We start from the raw sequence: 16,369 nt of genomic DNA, 5'->3' as shown, positions 1-16,369 counted from the left end.
CTATTACATTAATGAAGATCCACAGAAAGGTTTTAATGGGCTAACAGCTGGAGAAATGCGAAGAGAGGCACTCAAAGGCAATATTAAGAGTTGCCCTATTGCACCAAATCATCGAATTAAAAGATACTGGCAAAAGATACACGACAAGAAAATTAAAGAAGCTAAAAAAATCCTCAGCTGATTAATAATCAACTGAGGACTAAAAACTTTATGTAATTCTACTGTCTACTTGACAGGGAATGTATCATCAAGCATTTGACTTTTATTGTTCTCTATTTAGTTTTGCTTAATATCTCTTACGCTTCTTAGCACCTGCAAGACCGATCAAGGCTAAGGATACGCTAGAACCACCTAAAATGGCAGCTGCTAAGCTAGTATCTTCGTTTTGACCAGTTTGTGGCAAAGTGTAATGGATATTGCCGTTAGGATCAACAACTTCACCGTCTGGTCTAATTGAATAGCCATCTGATAAGTTCTGACCGTGTGGAGCCACATTATTGTTCCAACCCTGTGGAGCTGGCTTAGCTGGTGCTGGAGCCGGAGTCTTCTTAGCCACATGCTTCTTATGATGACGAGCTGGAGTTACTGGTTCATCTTTATGGTTTTAAAATGCCGTCCGGCACATCATTTTTATACTTTTCAGCTTCAATTTCTTTTAACTTCTTAGCTTTGTCAGGTGATAAAACTGGAAAGCTAATCTTAAATTGACTTCCCTGGCCCAGAACTGAATCCACGCTAATTTCACCATGATAGCTAGTGACTAATTTTTGCGCAATCGCTAAGCCTAAACCATTACCACCTTTTTCACGCGTCCGTGCCTTATCAACGCGGTAGAAGCGGTTAAAGATCTTCTTTTGATCTTGTTCAGAAATCCCTTCACCGAAGTCCTGCACGATAATATGAACATCATCCTGCGTAACCCCAGCTGAGACATTAATTTGCTTCTGGTCAGTTGAATACTTAATCCCGTTATCAATTAAAATCACGAGAATCTGCTCTAAGTGACCTTGGTAGATCTGAATCTCTGTATCTTCAGGCAAATCATCAATCTCTAACTGAATATTGAAATCTGGATGCACCATCGCCATATCACTGGTTACTCGGCGCAGCAAGGCAGTAACGTTTGTCACCTTATTTGGATACAGCACATCGATCTGCTCTGCCCGCGTTAAATCGAGCATTTCCTGAATCAAATGCTTCATCCGGTCAGCTTCTTGCACTGAGGCGTTGATTGATTCATCCAAAATCTCTGGATCATCTTTACCCCAACGTTCCAACATATTGAGGTGCCCTTCAATCACAGCAACTGGCGTCCGCAATTCATGCGAGACATCACTCACAAACTGCTTTTGCTGATCGATATAACTTTGCATTCGATCCAGCATCTTGTTGAAACTCGTTGCCAATTCTTCTAGCTCATCATTACGGTGTAATTCCTTGATCCGAGCTGTACTGTTAGGATCATCATTAACCTGCCGGGCCACCTTGGAAATTTCCTTAATTGGATTAACTACATCTCGCACAATGATATAAGCAATCAATGTGAAGAGCAGAATCGCTACCAAGGAAATGCCAATCATCCATCTGAGCAAGTTATGCATCAAATGATTATAGGAAGTCATCGCATTTTGAACGACGATATAACCAGTAGTCCGGTTCGTCTTCCGAGAAACCAGCCGCGAATAAATGAACAATTGCGCCCCCGTTGGTGTCATCACCTTCTGCATCTTTCTTTCTCCAGAAAAGCGCTTAAACTTCGGCGTTAATTTGCCATTGCTAAAGACTACTTCATTATGGCGGTTATACACAGCCACACTAATATCTGGATTAGAAATTGACGAAATTAGGTCATCACTAAAAGCCGTATTAGCGTCATCTTCACTCTTAATGCTTGGTCCACCATTCAAGACGCGCCGCGTACTTGGTGACAGAGCCGGAATAACATTAGCAATCTGCAATTCATCTGGAATCGGACTTAATTGTCGGTCCAAAGTCACAATTACCCGGTTCGAACTTGCCTCTTGCTGCGAAAGGGCCTGCTGACTTACAGTTGAATAAATAATTACTGAAAATAGGATAAAAGAGACCGCAATCGTTAAACTAACGACGCTCACCCAACGTACAATTAAGGATGCACGCTTAGATGACTTGGTCTCTTTCTTCTTTTCTTTTTTATGCGCGGTCATCATCTTCATCTCTTACCATATAACCGGTACCACGAACGGTCTTAATGTAAGAAGGACGTCCAGGAACGTCAATTTTATTCCGCAAGTAACGAACATAAACTTCAACTACATTAGTTTCGATGTTAGATTCTGGACCCCAGATCTTGTTAAGTAATTGATCGCGGCTAACTACGTTATTCTTGTTTCTAATTAAAGTCATCAGCAAGTTATATTCACGCTTAGTCAAGTCAATGGCCTTACCATCCCCGCGGTGAACAATCCGGTTAGCAGTTTCAATGGTTAAGTCCTTGAACTTCACGATTTGTTGCTTAGCGACAGTAACGCTTTGAGCATCCTTTTCAATCTTAACCCGGCGTAAGACTGCGCGTAATCTAGCTAATAATTCTTCAATTGCGAATGGCTTAACGATGTAATCATCTGCACCGTGGTCTAAGCCTGATACCCGGTCAATGACAGAGTCCCGTGCAGTCATCATGATAATTGGAGTTGTCTTAGCTTGACGAACCCGGCGAGCGATTTCAAGACCATTTAAGTCTGGCAACATTAAATCAAGCAAAATTGCGTCAAAATCACCGTTTAAGGCATCTTCGAGTCCCTTACGGCCATTATTTTCTACTACAGTTTCGTAATTCTCGTGTTGTAATTCCAATTCTACAAAGCGAGCTAAGTTTTTTTCATCTTCAATAATTAGAATTTTTGCCATCTTTTTTCCAAATCCTGTCCATTAAAATTAATCTCTTAACATACATCTAATTTCTATCTGGTTGAAAAATACAGATAAACATTCATAAATGTTTCATAATTAAAGGATACTTTAAAAAAGCCACAAAAACAAGCAAAAGCTGCGCAAAATTAAAAGTTCGAGATCTCTCTCGGACTTTTAGTTACTTCTTGTCAGAATCATCATTCTTTTGATCTAACAAAATCTTTAATTTAGCAAAAGCAGGATTGATTTGGTTCTTCTTGCCCTCTTTAAAGCTAGCTTCAGAAACGACTTCCCAATCTTTACCTTCAGGATAAATATCTTGTTCTTTTTCTTCCTTCGTTAAAATCGTCGTAGGAATGTTAAGCAAGATATTATCTTCGACTGCTGTTTGCAAATCGATCACATCATCTTTAACCAAGACAATTGGATCAGGATTTTCATCTAATTCTTCTTTACTTGGCTTATTCTGCGTATAATTCTCAGTAAAAGAAAATTCTTCATGATAGTCTACTGGCTTCAAACTCCGACTAGAAGGCACAACTAAGTCTGCTGTGACCCGGAAGTTGCCAGTAACGTAAGGCTCATCGTAGAACAAGTCACCGACTACCATTACATGATCAGCCTTGAACACCAACTTCTTAGCCCGATCAAAAAATTCTGGCCGCATTTCTATTTCTCGTTCAATATGAACTAGCGGTGCAGCGCTAGTTTTTACTCTTGAAAAGTTAACTGTAAGCATTTTATACCTCGATTGGCCGTTGACCAAAGTTCTGGTCAACGTGCATTATTTGCTCAAACAAGCGATCCACTCTGACTTGCAGGCCAAGGGATCCTTGTTTAGAATTGCGTTTATCAACTTTTGAAACTAATTCAATTGCAAAATCTTTCCGGTGGTCTTTAAGATATTGACGGCCCGTTTTACTAAAGCCGAGCACGGTTAGGGATTCATGATTAAAACTTGCTAACATATCTTCTTGAGTGACATTTAAGAGTGCATACAAGCTCAAGCGGCGCAAACGTGAATAAGTATAGCGCTTAGACTTGACATGTTGTAAAAACTCCGCAAAGTCCCGTGCCTGATGAATCTCTTGCTTCATCTTGTATTCAAGGCCTTCACTCATTTGATAAATCTGGCGCAAATCTGTAATTGATTCAGATTCTAGCCGATATTTTAGAAATGGGAAAAGGGTATTCCAACTTGGATACAATTCTTGCTTAGCTAATGCAGCCGCTTCTTCTTTTGGCAGCCACGCTTTTAATTGAGCCTTATTTTCACCATGCTGCAAGAGATTTCTAATTGCACTCGCACTCTGCACCATGCCGTTACGGTTTAAAAGATCATCATGTCCGGCACCAATGCGGTTAATCGGATGCAAGCTTAATGGTGAGCCTAAATTATGGTTAGCAACCGCATAAGCCAAACCTAAGATAGCATTAGGCTGATTAACTTCATAGCCGACTTCATTAGCTACCATCTGGTTATATTGGGTGGAATATGTTTGACTGTAATCGCGAAAGTCCATATGATTCGGCGGAATCTCCGCAATTTTTTTACCTAGATAGGCAAAATTCAAATTCGCATCTTCCACACCGAAAACTAAGGTCTCAGCACCAAGCTTTTTTAAAGCTTCGATATTACCCAAGGCAAAGAGGTCAGCTGGTTCAACGGTTGTTGAAAATGGCACTTCTAAAACTAAGTCAGCGCCTGACTTCAAGGCAGCTTTTGCTCGCGACCACTTGTCCATGATGGCAATTTCTCCACGCTGAACGTAGTTACCTGACATTAAAACAATAATTGGATCTTTGCCCGCAACTAGCCGTGCTTGATTAAGCAGGAATTCATGACCACTATGGAAGGGATTGTATTCCGCAATAATCCCAACTACACTCATGATTAACTAATCTTCCTTAAGTTCGACCCGTTTACCGTTAGCCCATAATTTTTCCAAATTGTAGAAATCACGAGCATCAGCAGTAAAGATGTTAGCTACCACATCACCTAAGTCAATTAATAACCAGTTAGAATCTCTGGTTCCTTCGATTCGGTAATTAGTGTATTCATTCTTGTGCGCTTCATCAACAATTGCATTGGCAATGGCATGTAATTGCCGGTTAGAACCAGCACTAGTGATGACATAATAATCAGCTAAAATGCTGATACCACGCATATCATAAGCTTCAGTATCTTCACCATGACGGTCGCTAATTGCTTTAGCAACAAAATCTAAAATAGCTTGACTTGATAATTCAGTATTGTTCAAATTTTTTCTCCTTATTTCTGATTAATACTCCAAACATTGTAAGCAGCTAAAGTGCGGGGGTAAATTTTATTTCTTTGTTCAATTAAAAATTCTAAGGTATGTGCTAATTGATAGCCCACTCCTTCATCCAGGTTAGCAAAAGTAATTTTGCGCGCTTCGTCAACACCTGGAAAATCACGGCCTGGTTCAATAAAATCAGCCATGAAAACAATCTTATCTAAGGTGGTCATTTCCACGTCAGCCGTAGTATGCCGCCAGACTGCTTGTAAGATTTCAGGATCAGTGATCTTTAAATCACGCTTGATAAAATAAGTTCCAACGATGCCATGCCAAATGGCGCGATTCCAATTTAATAAATCCGGATCAAAGCCTTGGGTCTTAATAACTTCACGGTATTCCTCAACTGGTACTTGCTTAGCATAGTCATGCATAAAGCCAGCTAAAGCTGCCTTATCTTCGTCATAATCATTGAGCCGGGCTAATTTTCTGGAAGTTTCACTCACCCGCACGCAGTGCTGGAAGCGTTTGTCATCCATATTAGCCTTTTCCTTAGCAATTATTTCATCACTAGATAATGGTGAATAAGTTTCTTTAAAAAACAACTTAGTCACGATAAAGCCCCTTTTCTTCAATATATTCTCTGACGGCATCAGGAACCAAGTAACGAATCGAAGTTCCTGTAGCAACGGATCGACGAATGTAGGTAGAACTCAAACGAATATCCGGTGCATCAACCCAGATCATTGGATATTGTGGATCCTGTGGATAACCTGGACGACGAATACCGACTAAGGTTGCCATCTTTGCCAACTCTGGTGCTTCTTTCCAAGTATGGAAACTATTAACCTGATCACTACCCATGATTAAGTAGTAATTATTTTCTGGTGCTTTTTTCTTCAAATAGCGCAAAGTATCAACTGTATATGAGACACCACCGCGGAATAACTCCAATAATTTCACTCTGAACTTCGGATTATTCCGCGTTGCTAAGTCAAGCATCGTAGCCCGATCCTTGGCTGAAGTTAATGGTGCATCTTTGTGAGGGGGAATATTATCTGGAATAAACCAAACTTCATCTAAGCGCAACTTAGTCATTGCTTGCTCAGCGGCAACCAAGTGAGCTAAGTGAACTGGATTAAAGGTTCCACCCATAATCCCAATTTGACGACCCTTTTTTTCATCAATTGCAACCGGATCAACCTTAGTGACCGGTTTTTTTTCAATACATTTAGCACTAGTCATAATTAACCTCTAAATTAAAGCACGACGAATTCCTAAACCAATCTGGTCAGGGGTATAAGTCTTAACAACACAACCCTTAGGCACAGTAATAAAACCAATCCCACCAAAGAGCAGGTCACTCTTATAAGTTGTCCGGAATTCTTGCCCCTTAAGGGGAGCTAAGTCTTGCGTATCAACAGGTGGCGTTAACAATTCACCTACATGCTTTTGGTAAAACTCATCCGCATTGGCAGTTTTAGTCCGGTGTAAGGTTACGCCGCGCGCTGCATAAACCGTGAAAGAAACGGATTCACCCTTCAGATAATCAATTCGCCCTAAACCACCTAAAAAGATGGTATTGCCAGGTAACAATTGGAAAGTTGCTGGCTTAAGGGGCTTTTTAGGTGAAACTATCTCAAGATCTTTAGGACTAAGGCGCGTTGCTAATTGATTTTCAGTCATGATCCCTGGGGTATCAATCAAGTAATGGCCATTCTCAAGCGGAATTTCAATGCGGTCCAAAGTAGTTCCTGGGAAACGCGAAGTGGTAATCAAGTCTTGAATATCACCCATCTTATCAATAATGGCATTGATCAAGGTTGATTTCCCAACATTGGTCATCCCTACGAAATAAATATCGCGGTTCTTTGAGGCCTTGTCTAAGTAGGCAATCAAGTCATCCAAATTCTTCTGCCGCGCAGCACTGACGAGGAAAATCTTCTTAGGATGTAAACCCATCCGGTTAGCTTCCTGGCGCATCCAATCCTTAATTTTGCTTTGACGGGAATTCTTAGGAAAGAGATCAAACTTGTTACCAACTAAAATAAATTCATTGTCACCGACAAAACGCTTAAGTGAGGACAACAGTGAATTTGAAAAGTCGAACAAGTCAACAACGTTAACAATTAAAGCCTTTTTGCTAGCTAGAGTATTAAGTAATGCCAAGAAGTCATCGTTGTTTAAGTCCACTGGCATAATTTCATTGTAGTGCCGCAAGCGAAAACATCTTTGACAATAGACATCCGTATTTTCTTCACTTTCTGCTTTAGCTAAAGCGCTGGCTGGCAAATAACCAGCAGCTTTTGGATCATCGGACTGCAGTTTTGCACCACAGCCAATGCAGATAATTTCATCATCCATTTTTCAAGTTCTCCTTAAAAGTTACGCGGTGTGATAGTCCCAAAAAGAAAAAGATAATCTTTTCAAAGAAACGATTAATGCGGGTATTCCATTTATCAGTTTCAACCAAAGGTTTAACTAACACCGTCTCTACCCCAGCTAAATTGCCCGCTTGCATGTCAGTAATTAGTTGGTCGCCAACCATCATGACTTGGTTCTTTTTTAAGCCTAACTTTTCGCGTTCTTTAGTAATGGCAAAAGGTAGTGGCTTTTTTGATTTAGCCACAAAACTAATCCCATAAGGATCCAGCACCTTGCCGACTCTTTGCGCGTTATTGTTGGAAATAACAACTAAGCGAATACCCGCCTTCTTTAAGCGCTGATTCAACTTGTCCATTTCCTGGGCAGTTTCGAATTTGTTCCAAGCAAGTAAGGTATTATCCAAATCTGAAAAAACTGCCTTAATATCCATCTTGTGCAGTTGATCAGTGTCTAAATGATAGATCGTATCGATTGTGTATTTGGGTCTAAACAGCATATCAAACTCCTCAATTTTTGTCATTATCTATCTTATCAAAAATTAAGCTAGTTTAGAAATTTTAGCGCAAAGAATGGTAGAAAAAAAGCACATAACTCAACTTGAGTTATGTGCTTTTTCTTAAGCTCTTAGTTTAAAGCTTTCTTAGCAGTTTCAGCTAACTTAGCAAAAGTTGCTTCATCGTTGTAAGCAATGTCAGCTAACATCTTACGGTTCATGTCAACACCGGCAACCTTCAAGCCGTGCATTAACTTAGAGTAAGAAATGTCATTTTGTCTAGCTGCTGCGTTGATACGAGCGATCCATAATCTTCTAAATTCGCTCTTACGCTTTCTACGGTCACGGAATGCGTACTTGTAGGAAACAAACAATTGAGTGCTTGCTGCCTTAAATTGCATATGCTTTGCGCCACGGTAACCCTTGGCAAGCTTCATAACCTTCTTACGACGTTTACGTGTTACAGTTCCACCTTTAACTCTTGGCATCAGAAAATTCCTCCTAAATCGTTCTTAATCGTTGTGCAGTTGATGATTAACGCATTTGAGAAACCATCTGTTTGATGCGCTTCATATCGCTACTTGAAACCATAGCAGCTTTTCTCAAATGACGACGTTGCTTCTTAGTCTTACCGTGGAAACGGTGACCAGTAAATGCGTGATGACGCTTCAAACCACCATTAGCAGTTCTCTTAAAACGCTTAGCAGAAGCGCGGTGTGTTCTCATTTTTGGCATTTTATTATTTCCTCCAATTAACTAGTTTTTCTTTTTATCCTTTTCACTCTTAGGTGCAAGCATCAAGAACATTGAACGGCCTTCCATCTTAGGCTTGCTAATTACACTAGCAATATCAGATGTAGCTTCAGCCATCTTTTCAAGCACTTGTTTACCTAATTCATTATGAGTGATTGCTCGACCTCTAAAACGAATTGAAACTCTAACCTTAGCGCCTTCTTTAGTTAAGAATTTGCGGACATGTTTCAACTTAGTATCAAAGTCGTTGCCTTCAATCGTAGGACTTAAGCGGATTTCTTTGACACTAATTGTCTTAGACTTCTTACGGGATTCTTTCAGCTTCTTTTGTTGCTGGAAGCGATATTTACCGTAATCCATGATCCGGGCAACTGGTGGCTTAGCATTTGGTGAAATTAAGACTAAGTCAAGATCAGCTTCACTAGCTTTATGCAAAGCTTCGCTCTTGCTTACTACACCAACTTGCTGTCCATCTGCATCAATTAAACGAACTTCGCGAGCACGAATTCTTTCGTTTAAGATTAAATTCCTTGGTATGACTCTTCACCTCCGTGTTAATTTGAGGACAAGAAAAAGGCGGGGATAAGTAACGCCCGCCTTTAATCAACAGAAATTATCGATCAGCCTAGAGGTTAATTTAACTTAGGCGAGAAGCGGGAGCTTCTTCTTGTTCTCAACTAGTAGTAGTATACTCGTTTAAGTCTTGACCGTCAATTATTTATCGACAATTAATTATTTTTATTTTGTTTTCGACAAAGCTTCTACAAACCATTTTGAAAAAAGGTCTGAATTTACGGATACAGCAATTTCTGCATTATCTGGAAGATTTAACTTATTTTTGAAATCCATTAATGAAGCACCATATGTACATCCACTTCGAGTATCAATTTCTACATGAGTCTTTTTAAACTGAAAAATTTGTAGATTTAAAAGTATACCTGCAGCAAGTGCGTCATAAATCTTAAGGCTAGTATCAAAACTACCGCCTCGAAATTTCTTAAATAACCTGTAAAACATATCTCCTGCTTTGCCTAACTGACGTATCTGATTACTTATTTCAGGCATAATTTTATGCTTGTGCTCCCAATTCTAAAGGAGCAACTTTAATTTTTAATCCACTCTCAAAAATAATTTTTGCAGCTTCAGGATCGGATGCAATATTAAATTCAGAATAAATCCCATAATTACCTCTGCCTATTGCTCCACCCATAATTAATTCTTTAATCTTGGTAATATCGTCCGGATATAAACGGATATAGAGAGCATAATCAGTAAGTGGTGCGATTCCAATAAGAGTTACTTTTTCAGATGAATTATCAACTATCTTATGAATTGCAACCGGAGATATTTCATGATCTATCAATTCAAAATTATACCCGTCCATTCCTGACTTACCGCGAATTTCTTTAGCCCTAATTGGCTGGTTTATTAACGGCCGATTTATTTCCTTTATTACAGGAATATCTTTATCAAAAAAATTCTCCAGTTTTAATATATTTATCAAAGCTTGCTGTGCACTAACATTACCATTAGTTGCAATAATACTTTTAACTTCAATTGAAAGCGAAAAAAGACATATTGATAAAGCAATTGCATCATCTATTCCTGGATCTGTACTAATAATATCCGTTTTTTCATTATATGCCTCACTTTTTAATAAAGTTCGTGTTTTATAAAGAAATTATATAAATAATTCTATTTCAGTTTATAAGCATGCCAATATGTTCACAATATTTAGTCTTAGTGCTGCTTTTATTTGTATTTCATGTTGACTTATTATTATTTTTCAAGTATTCTAAGTTCAAGACAAGGAGGAACACGAACAATATGAAAACTAGGTCTGGGTTTTGGTTATTATTTCCAGCATTTATTAGTGTACTAATCTTCGCTTTCTTTCCACTAATTCAAATTGCTATACCGACATTTCAAACCCCTAAAGGATTTTTAGATCTGTATACAAAGTTCTTGGAAAACACGTACAATCTCCATGTTATCGGTAGAACATTTAAAATTGCTTTAATTACTACACTTATTGTTTTAATTCTTGGAATTCCAATTTCACTATGGATTGCTCGTCAAAAAAGCAAAATAAAATCTATCTTAACAATTCTCATTCTTTTTCCAATGTTAACGAATGCAGTTGTCAGAAACTTTGCATGGATCATTATTTTAGGTCGTAATGGAATTCTAAATAAATTTCTAATGTCTCTTCATTTAATCAACTCGCCGTTAAACATACTTTATACTGATACAGCAATCATCATCGGTTCAGTTTATTTATTTCTTCCAATTATGATTATTTCTTTAGTTGGTAGCGTTTCTGAGTTAAATATTGAAGCAGAAGAAGCTGCTGCTGTTTTAGGCGCAAATCCGTGGATTAACTTAATAAAAATTGTAATACCACAATTAGTATCAGGAATTCTAACAGGATGTATTTTGGTTTTTGCCGGTGCGATGACAGCGTATACTACCCCACAAATTTTGGGAGGTAATAAAAATTTAGTAATGTCTACTTTAATATATCAACAAGCTATGACATTAGGTAATTGGAAAAACGCAAGTGTTATTGCAATAATTTTAATTCTTATTTCTACCTCATCAATGATATTAATGAGAAAAGCAAGTCATACTTTGGACAGGAGATCGGATAGTAATGCTTAATCGTAAAAACAAGACATTGACAATTATTTCGATTATTATCCTAATATTATTGATGTTTCCCTTACTTTTAGTAATTCTTACTTCATTTAATAATCAGGATTCAATTTCGTTACCAATTAAAGGTTTTACTTTATCTTGGTATGCAAATATTTTTCAGCAACCAGATTTTATTAGTGGCTTTGAATCAAGTTTGCTTGTTGCCATTATTGCCAGTTTACTAGCATTAATAATTGGCATCCCCGCAGTTTATGCTTTAACTAGATTTAATATTATTCATAAATCTTGGTTTCAATCCTTTTTCTTAAGTCCTACCTTAATTCCAGAAATTGTAATTGGTTTTGCTTTATATCAAACGGCAGTTATTTCTTTTAGATTACCCGTTATGCCTAGTTTAATCATTGGTCACTTTTTATTATGTTTACCTTATGTAATAAGACTAGTTACAGCAAGTATGTTACTGATGGATAAAAATATTGAAGAAGCAGCCTGGGTTTGTGGATGTTCTCCACAAAAAGGATTCTTTCTAATTGTTTTACCTAACATTAAAGCAAGTATTGTAGCAGCCTTTATGATGTGCTTTATTAATTCATTTAATAATATTCCAATTTCGTTATTTATGAATGGACCATCGATTACAATGCTACCACCAGCAATCTTAAACTACTTGCAAAACAACTATGATCCAACAGTTTCTGCTATATCTGTAGTTCTAATGATCTTCACTGCATTAATTATGTTTTTAACTGAAAAAATAGTTGGATTAAATAAACTTACTGATAGGAGCAATTAAATTGGCAAATTTAGAGGTAAAAGATTTAGCAAAATCATATAACGGTAAAACTAAAATATTAAAAGATATTTCATTTTCCGTAAAAAATGGTGATTTAGTGTCCATTTTGGGACCTTCAGGTTGTGGTAAAACAACCACTTTGAGAATTATAGCAGGGTTAATCCCAGCAACAGAAGGAAAAGTCTTAGTTGATAATAAAGATGTTGGAAAAGTTCCTGTTTATAAAAGAAACTTCGGAATGGTTTTTCAAAGTTATGCTTTATTTCCACATATGACTGTTTTTAATAATGTAGCTTTTGGATTAAAAATGAAAAAGCTGTCTAAAAATGATATTCAAAAAAGAGTCAATAAAATTTTAAAAATAACAGGTTTATCGGAATTGGCTTCTCGTTATCCTAAAGAATTATCTGGTGGTCAACAGCAAAGAGTTTCTCTCGCACGTGCCTTGGTAATCAATCCACAATTACTGCTTATGGATGAACCATTAAGTAATTTAGATGCCAAATTAAGAATTAAAATGCGAAGCGAAATCAGAGAATTACAACAAAAGCTAAAGATGACAGTTCTTTTTGTAACTCATGATCAAAGAGAATGTTTCGCTATTTCAGATAAGGTATTAATTATGAAAGATGGCAGAATTGATCAATATGATACCCCTGAAAACATCTTTCATCACCCTAGCTCAGAATATGTTGCTAAATTTATTGGTTATGACAATTTTATCAATGTTGATGAAATTATTAATGATCACCAAATTAAAAGTAACGCCAATATTTTCTTAACTGACGAAAACAACGTTGACGCCAAAGTGCTAACTATTAGACCCGAAAATATTTTAATTAATCCTCAAGAAGATCCGTCTAATAATTTAATTGGCGGAACAATTACTAGTCTTGAATATTTAGGTCAGAGCTTTAAATATAAAGTAAGTACCAGCCTCGGAATCTTCACTGTTGAAGAGGCTAGGAAACCGATGCGTAGCTCAGGAGATAAAGTTCAGCTTTATTTACCCTCCAAGCATCTCCATCCGTTGTCTAGATAACCAATTATAAAGAAAGGAATAAAAATGAATTTTAAAAAGATTGGTTTATTAGCTGCAAGTTTTCTATTAATTGGCTCAGTTACACTTGGCGTAACTGCCTGCTCATCAAACTCATCTTCTAATGGAGGTAATCTAACTGTTTCCACTTTTGGACTATCTACTAAACAGATGCGGAGTGATGTTTTAAATCCTTTTGCCAAACAATCATCAGTTAAAGTAAAAATTCAATTTGGTGATAGTGCAACAAGACTTACTCAAATTGAGCACAACCCCAACACAGGCGTTGATGTAATTGAACTGGCTCAAAACAATGCCGTTACTGGTGATAAAAAGAATTTATTTAAAAAGCTAGATTTCTCTAAAATTTCTAATTTCAAATATTTATCGAAATCAGAACAAAAACTAGCTAAAGAAACTAATACAGTCCCTTATACTGTAAATAGTCTAGGCATTATTTACAATCCTAAAAAGGTTACGATCAATTCTTGGAAGGATTTGTGGTCAACTAAACTAAAAAATAAGATTGCCATACCTGATATGACAACAACTTTTGGCCCTGCAATGTTATACGTAGCTGGTGACTTTGCAGGCACAAGTGTAACTAAAGACAACGGAAAAGCAGCATTTAACGCTATGAAGGAATTAAAACCTAATGTTGTCAAAACCTATACTCAAAGCTCAGATTTAAGTAATATGTTTAAATCTGGTGAAATTGAAGCTGCCGTAGTTGGTGACTATGCTGTTGGTATGCTTCAAGCATCTAATTCCAACTTAAAATATATGGTTCCTAAGTCTGGTACATATGCCAACTATGACAACGTTGCCATTTTAAAGAATAGTAAAAATTCATCAGCTGCATACAAATACATCAATTTTAGATTAAGTAATAAAATACAAAAGAAAGTAGCCGGTCTTAACTCTTTGAACAATGCACCTGTAAACACTCAGGTTAAATTAACTCCTACAGAAGCAGCGAACAAAACTTATGGTTCAGTTGCCAAGAGAGCAAAGACAATTAACTTTTTCTTTGTAAATTCACATATGTCTAACTGGATTTCAAGATGGAATAAGATTATGAATAAATAATTGACACCTATCCCAAAATACGTGTCTGGGAAAAAGTAATTTTGGAGCTGAATTATGTAATTCAGCTCCTTATATTTTATGAAGGATCTTAAAATGACCGAAGTAGATTTAATTATCAAAAATGCACACGTTTTTAATGTATATTTACGCAAATTTTTAGACACTCAAGTAAGTATTAAAAATGGTAAATTCTATTGGATTAATAAAGAATTACCTAATCTAAAGGCAAAAAAAATCATAGATCTGCAAGGTAAATATTTAATTCCCGGTTTTGTAGACGCTCATATGCATATTGATAGTTCAATGACCACACCTAAAATAATGGGTGAAACCATTCTTAAATATGGCACAACTACTATTGTTGCCGATGATCATGAAGTCACTAATGTTGCTGGAATAAGAGGATTAAAAGAGTTTATTAATGAAGATTCACCAATTGATATTTTCTTTGGTATTCCATCTTCCGTCCCTTCTACCAATCCTCAAATGGAAACAACTGGTGGCAAAATTGGTGTAACTGAAGTAAAAGAATTACTTAAAGATCCACGTTTTATTTGTTTGGGTGAAGTTATGAATTTTAAAGATATGACTTCTGATAAGGATACTTTAATCAAGAAAATAATTAATACTTGTCATCAGACTAAACCTACTATGCCTATTGAGGGACACACACCAGCTTATCATGATGAAGATTTAGCTAAAATTCTATATGCTGGGGTTACTACTGATCATACTCAGCAAACCGGAGACTTAGTTAATGAAAAGATAAGAAATGGGATGTTTGTTGAAGTTCAATTAAAATCTATGCATCCAGATGTCATTAACACTATTATTGATAATAACTACTTTGAACATGTAGCTTTAGTTACCGACGATTCAATGCCTGACACTTTATTAAATGGTCACTTAAATTTACTGGTTAAAAAAGCAATTAAAATGGGAATGAAACCAGAAGACGCTATTTACATTTCCACTTATACTCCTGCAAGACATATGGGATTATGTGATCGTGGCGCAATTGCACCAGGAAGAGTCGCCGATTTTTCCATTTTAGATAATTTAAAAGAACTTTCAATCGTTGACGTCTATAAAAACGGAATATCTGAAAAAGGAATCGTCAAAAATGATTCTAAAGATGAATTTTCACCTAAGAGTCTTACTAATAGTGTCACAGCTCATAAATTAACTAAACAAGATTTATTACTCAAGACAAATCTTGTTGACAATGGCTCAGTTACAGCAAATATTATCCAAATAAATCCTGTCGGTACTTTCACAAATCACGTTCAAAAAAAGCTAACTGTACATAATCAAATTGTTGATTGGAAAAGTGCAAATTTAGCTTTAATTATTGTTCAAGAACGATATGGCTTAAATCAAAGTAAATTTAGCTTTGGACTAGCTGATCGTGGTATTACTGGTGATGGTGCTGTTGGTGCAACTTGGGCTCATGATCACCATAATTTGATGGTAATGGGAACAAACATAGATGGTATGATTAATATTCAACACCAATTGATCAACCAAAATGGTGGGTATATGGTTGCAAAAGGAAAAGAAATCGTAGCCAATGCTCCTCTCCCAATTGGGGGAGTAGTTAGCAATCAGCCGATGAAAATCTTAGGAGAACAAATTGGTAACGTACGTAAGAATCTCGTAGAACTAGGATATAAGAATACAAATGAAATTATGTCCTTTTCTACCTTATCCTTACTAGTTTCTCCTAACTTAAAAATTTCTGATAAAGGTCTTTTTGAAGTTAAATCACAAAAAAAAGTACCTCTATTTGAAAAATAATTAATTATTATTTATCTGAAAGTTGAAAGCTAGAAATCATGCTAACTTAGCGTGGCTTCTGGCTTTTTTCGTCCAAAAATAAAAGCGCAAGATCTTCCTGCGTTATACTTTAAGTGTCCAAACCAAAGTTAAAGGAGATCTTACGCAATGAAAAGTATACCGCAAATTGATGATGAAAAGGACACTAAAGCTTTAATTTCTTCATTTACTAA

18 protein-coding genes, 2 pseudogenes and 1 other annotated feature are annotated in these 16,369 nt (G+C 36.6%); of the genes and pseudogenes, 6 read left to right on the top strand and 14 right to left on the bottom strand.

The window, feature by feature from the left end:
* Positions 1 to 181: pseudogene (locus EJK17_RS11650) on the top strand (IS3 family transposase); the annotation flags it as partial.
* A gap of 105 nt (positions 182 to 286) precedes the next feature.
* Here the strand turns inward: EJK17_RS11650 and EJK17_RS10005 are convergent.
* The 14 genes and pseudogenes from EJK17_RS10005 to EJK17_RS09940 form a co-directional block, all read right to left on the bottom strand.
* The gene (locus EJK17_RS10005) at positions 287 to 556 is read right to left on the bottom strand and encodes an LPXTG cell wall anchor domain-containing protein (RefSeq protein WP_103662527.1); all 270 of its coding nucleotides are present in this window, start codon (positions 554 to 556) and stop codon (positions 287 to 289) included.
* A 40-nt stretch (positions 557 to 596) separates the two neighbouring features.
* Complete coding sequence (locus EJK17_RS10000) at positions 597 to 2,195, bottom strand: HAMP domain-containing sensor histidine kinase (protein ID WP_103662526.1); 1,599 nt, start codon at positions 2,193 to 2,195, stop codon at positions 597 to 599.
* The gene (locus EJK17_RS09995; protein ID WP_103662525.1) at positions 2,173 to 2,889 is read right to left on the bottom strand and encodes a response regulator transcription factor; all 717 of its coding nucleotides are present in this window, start codon (positions 2,887 to 2,889) and stop codon (positions 2,173 to 2,175) included. The genes EJK17_RS10000 and EJK17_RS09995 overlap by 23 nt, the downstream gene beginning before the upstream one ends.
* A gap of 181 nt (positions 2,890 to 3,070) precedes the next feature.
* Positions 3,071 to 3,631, bottom strand: a complete 561-nt coding sequence (locus EJK17_RS09990) for a DUF177 domain-containing protein (protein WP_103662524.1) — start codon at positions 3,629 to 3,631, stop codon at positions 3,071 to 3,073.
* Between the two features lies 1 nt (position 3,632).
* Entirely contained in the window at positions 3,633 to 4,784 is a 1,152-nt protein-coding gene (locus EJK17_RS09985; protein WP_103662523.1) for a nucleotidyltransferase, read from the bottom strand.
* A gap of 6 nt (positions 4,785 to 4,790) precedes the next feature.
* Positions 4,791 to 5,153, bottom strand: a complete 363-nt coding sequence (gene rsfS / locus EJK17_RS09980) for a ribosome silencing factor (protein ID WP_103662522.1) — start codon at positions 5,151 to 5,153, stop codon at positions 4,791 to 4,793.
* A gap of 11 nt (positions 5,154 to 5,164) precedes the next feature.
* Complete coding sequence (yqeK, locus tag EJK17_RS09975; protein WP_127796397.1) at positions 5,165 to 5,764, bottom strand: bis(5'-nucleosyl)-tetraphosphatase (symmetrical) YqeK; 600 nt, start codon at positions 5,762 to 5,764, stop codon at positions 5,165 to 5,167.
* Positions 5,757 to 6,395, bottom strand: coding sequence for a nicotinate-nucleotide adenylyltransferase (locus EJK17_RS09970; RefSeq protein WP_103662520.1), 639 nt, complete (start codon positions 6,393 to 6,395; stop codon positions 5,757 to 5,759). The genes yqeK and EJK17_RS09970 overlap by 8 nt, the downstream gene beginning before the upstream one ends.
* 9 nt (positions 6,396 to 6,404) lie before the next feature.
* Positions 6,405 to 7,514: a ribosome biogenesis GTPase YqeH gene (yqeH, locus tag EJK17_RS09965; RefSeq protein ID WP_103662519.1), complete on the bottom strand. Its 1,110-nt coding sequence runs from the start codon at positions 7,512 to 7,514 to the stop codon at positions 6,405 to 6,407.
* A complete protein-coding gene (locus EJK17_RS09960; protein WP_103662518.1) occupies positions 7,507 to 8,031 on the bottom strand; it encodes a YqeG family HAD IIIA-type phosphatase in 525 nt (174 codons plus the stop codon). The genes yqeH and EJK17_RS09960 overlap by 8 nt, the downstream gene beginning before the upstream one ends.
* A 128-nt stretch (positions 8,032 to 8,159) precedes the next feature.
* Positions 8,160 to 8,516: a 50S ribosomal protein L20 gene (gene rplT, locus EJK17_RS09955; RefSeq protein WP_103662517.1), complete on the bottom strand. Its 357-nt coding sequence runs from the start codon at positions 8,514 to 8,516 to the stop codon at positions 8,160 to 8,162.
* Between the two features lie 46 nt (positions 8,517 to 8,562).
* Entirely contained in the window at positions 8,563 to 8,763 is a 201-nt protein-coding gene (gene rpmI, locus EJK17_RS09950; protein ID WP_103662516.1) for a 50S ribosomal protein L35, read from the bottom strand.
* Positions 8,764 to 8,784: 21 nt separating this feature from the next.
* A complete protein-coding gene (gene infC / locus EJK17_RS09945) occupies positions 8,785 to 9,303 on the bottom strand; it encodes a translation initiation factor IF-3 (RefSeq protein WP_201738277.1) in 519 nt (172 codons plus the stop codon).
* A 40-nt stretch (positions 9,304 to 9,343) separates the two neighbouring features.
* Positions 9,344 to 9,456, bottom strand: a sequence feature (ribosomal protein L20 leader region).
* Positions 9,457 to 9,519: 63 nt separating this feature from the next.
* Positions 9,520 to 10,405, bottom strand: a pseudogene (locus EJK17_RS09940) (nucleoside hydrolase).
* 203 nt (positions 10,406 to 10,608) lie between these two features.
* Here EJK17_RS09940 and EJK17_RS09935 point away from each other — a divergent pair.
* The 5 genes from EJK17_RS09935 (at position 10,609) to EJK17_RS09915 (ending at position 16,157) form a co-directional block, all read left to right on the top strand.
* Positions 10,609 to 11,442: an ABC transporter permease gene (locus tag EJK17_RS09935; protein ID WP_103662514.1), complete on the top strand. Its 834-nt coding sequence runs from the start codon at positions 10,609 to 10,611 to the stop codon at positions 11,440 to 11,442.
* Positions 11,435 to 12,232 carry an ABC transporter permease gene (locus EJK17_RS09930; RefSeq protein ID WP_097550756.1) on the top strand — a complete coding sequence of 266 codons (798 nt, stop codon included), beginning with the start codon at positions 11,435 to 11,437 and terminating at the stop codon, positions 12,230 to 12,232. Before EJK17_RS09935 ends, EJK17_RS09930 begins: the two co-directional genes overlap by 8 nt.
* Position 12,233: 1 nt before the next feature.
* Positions 12,234 to 13,274 (top strand): ABC transporter ATP-binding protein, encoded by a 1,041-nt coding sequence (locus EJK17_RS09925; RefSeq protein WP_103662513.1) that lies wholly within the window; start codon positions 12,234 to 12,236, stop codon positions 13,272 to 13,274.
* Positions 13,275 to 13,298: 24 nt separating this feature from the next.
* Complete coding sequence (locus tag EJK17_RS09920; RefSeq protein WP_103662512.1) at positions 13,299 to 14,360, top strand: ABC transporter substrate-binding protein; 1,062 nt, start codon at positions 13,299 to 13,301, stop codon at positions 14,358 to 14,360.
* Positions 14,361 to 14,453: 93 nt separating this feature from the next.
* On the top strand, positions 14,454 to 16,157 hold the full coding sequence (locus EJK17_RS09915; protein ID WP_103662511.1) for an adenine deaminase C-terminal domain-containing protein: 1,704 nt from the start codon (positions 14,454 to 14,456) through the stop codon (positions 16,155 to 16,157).
* The last annotated feature ends 212 nt before the right edge of the window (positions 16,158 to 16,369 follow it).

Origin of the sequence: Lactobacillus xujianguonis (assembly GCF_004009905.1) — a bacterium.
GTDB lineage: Bacteria > Bacillota > Bacilli > Lactobacillales > Lactobacillaceae > Lactobacillus > Lactobacillus xujianguonis.
Note: the sequence above shows the minus strand (reverse complement) of the source record. Positions and strands in the feature narration are given on the sequence as shown.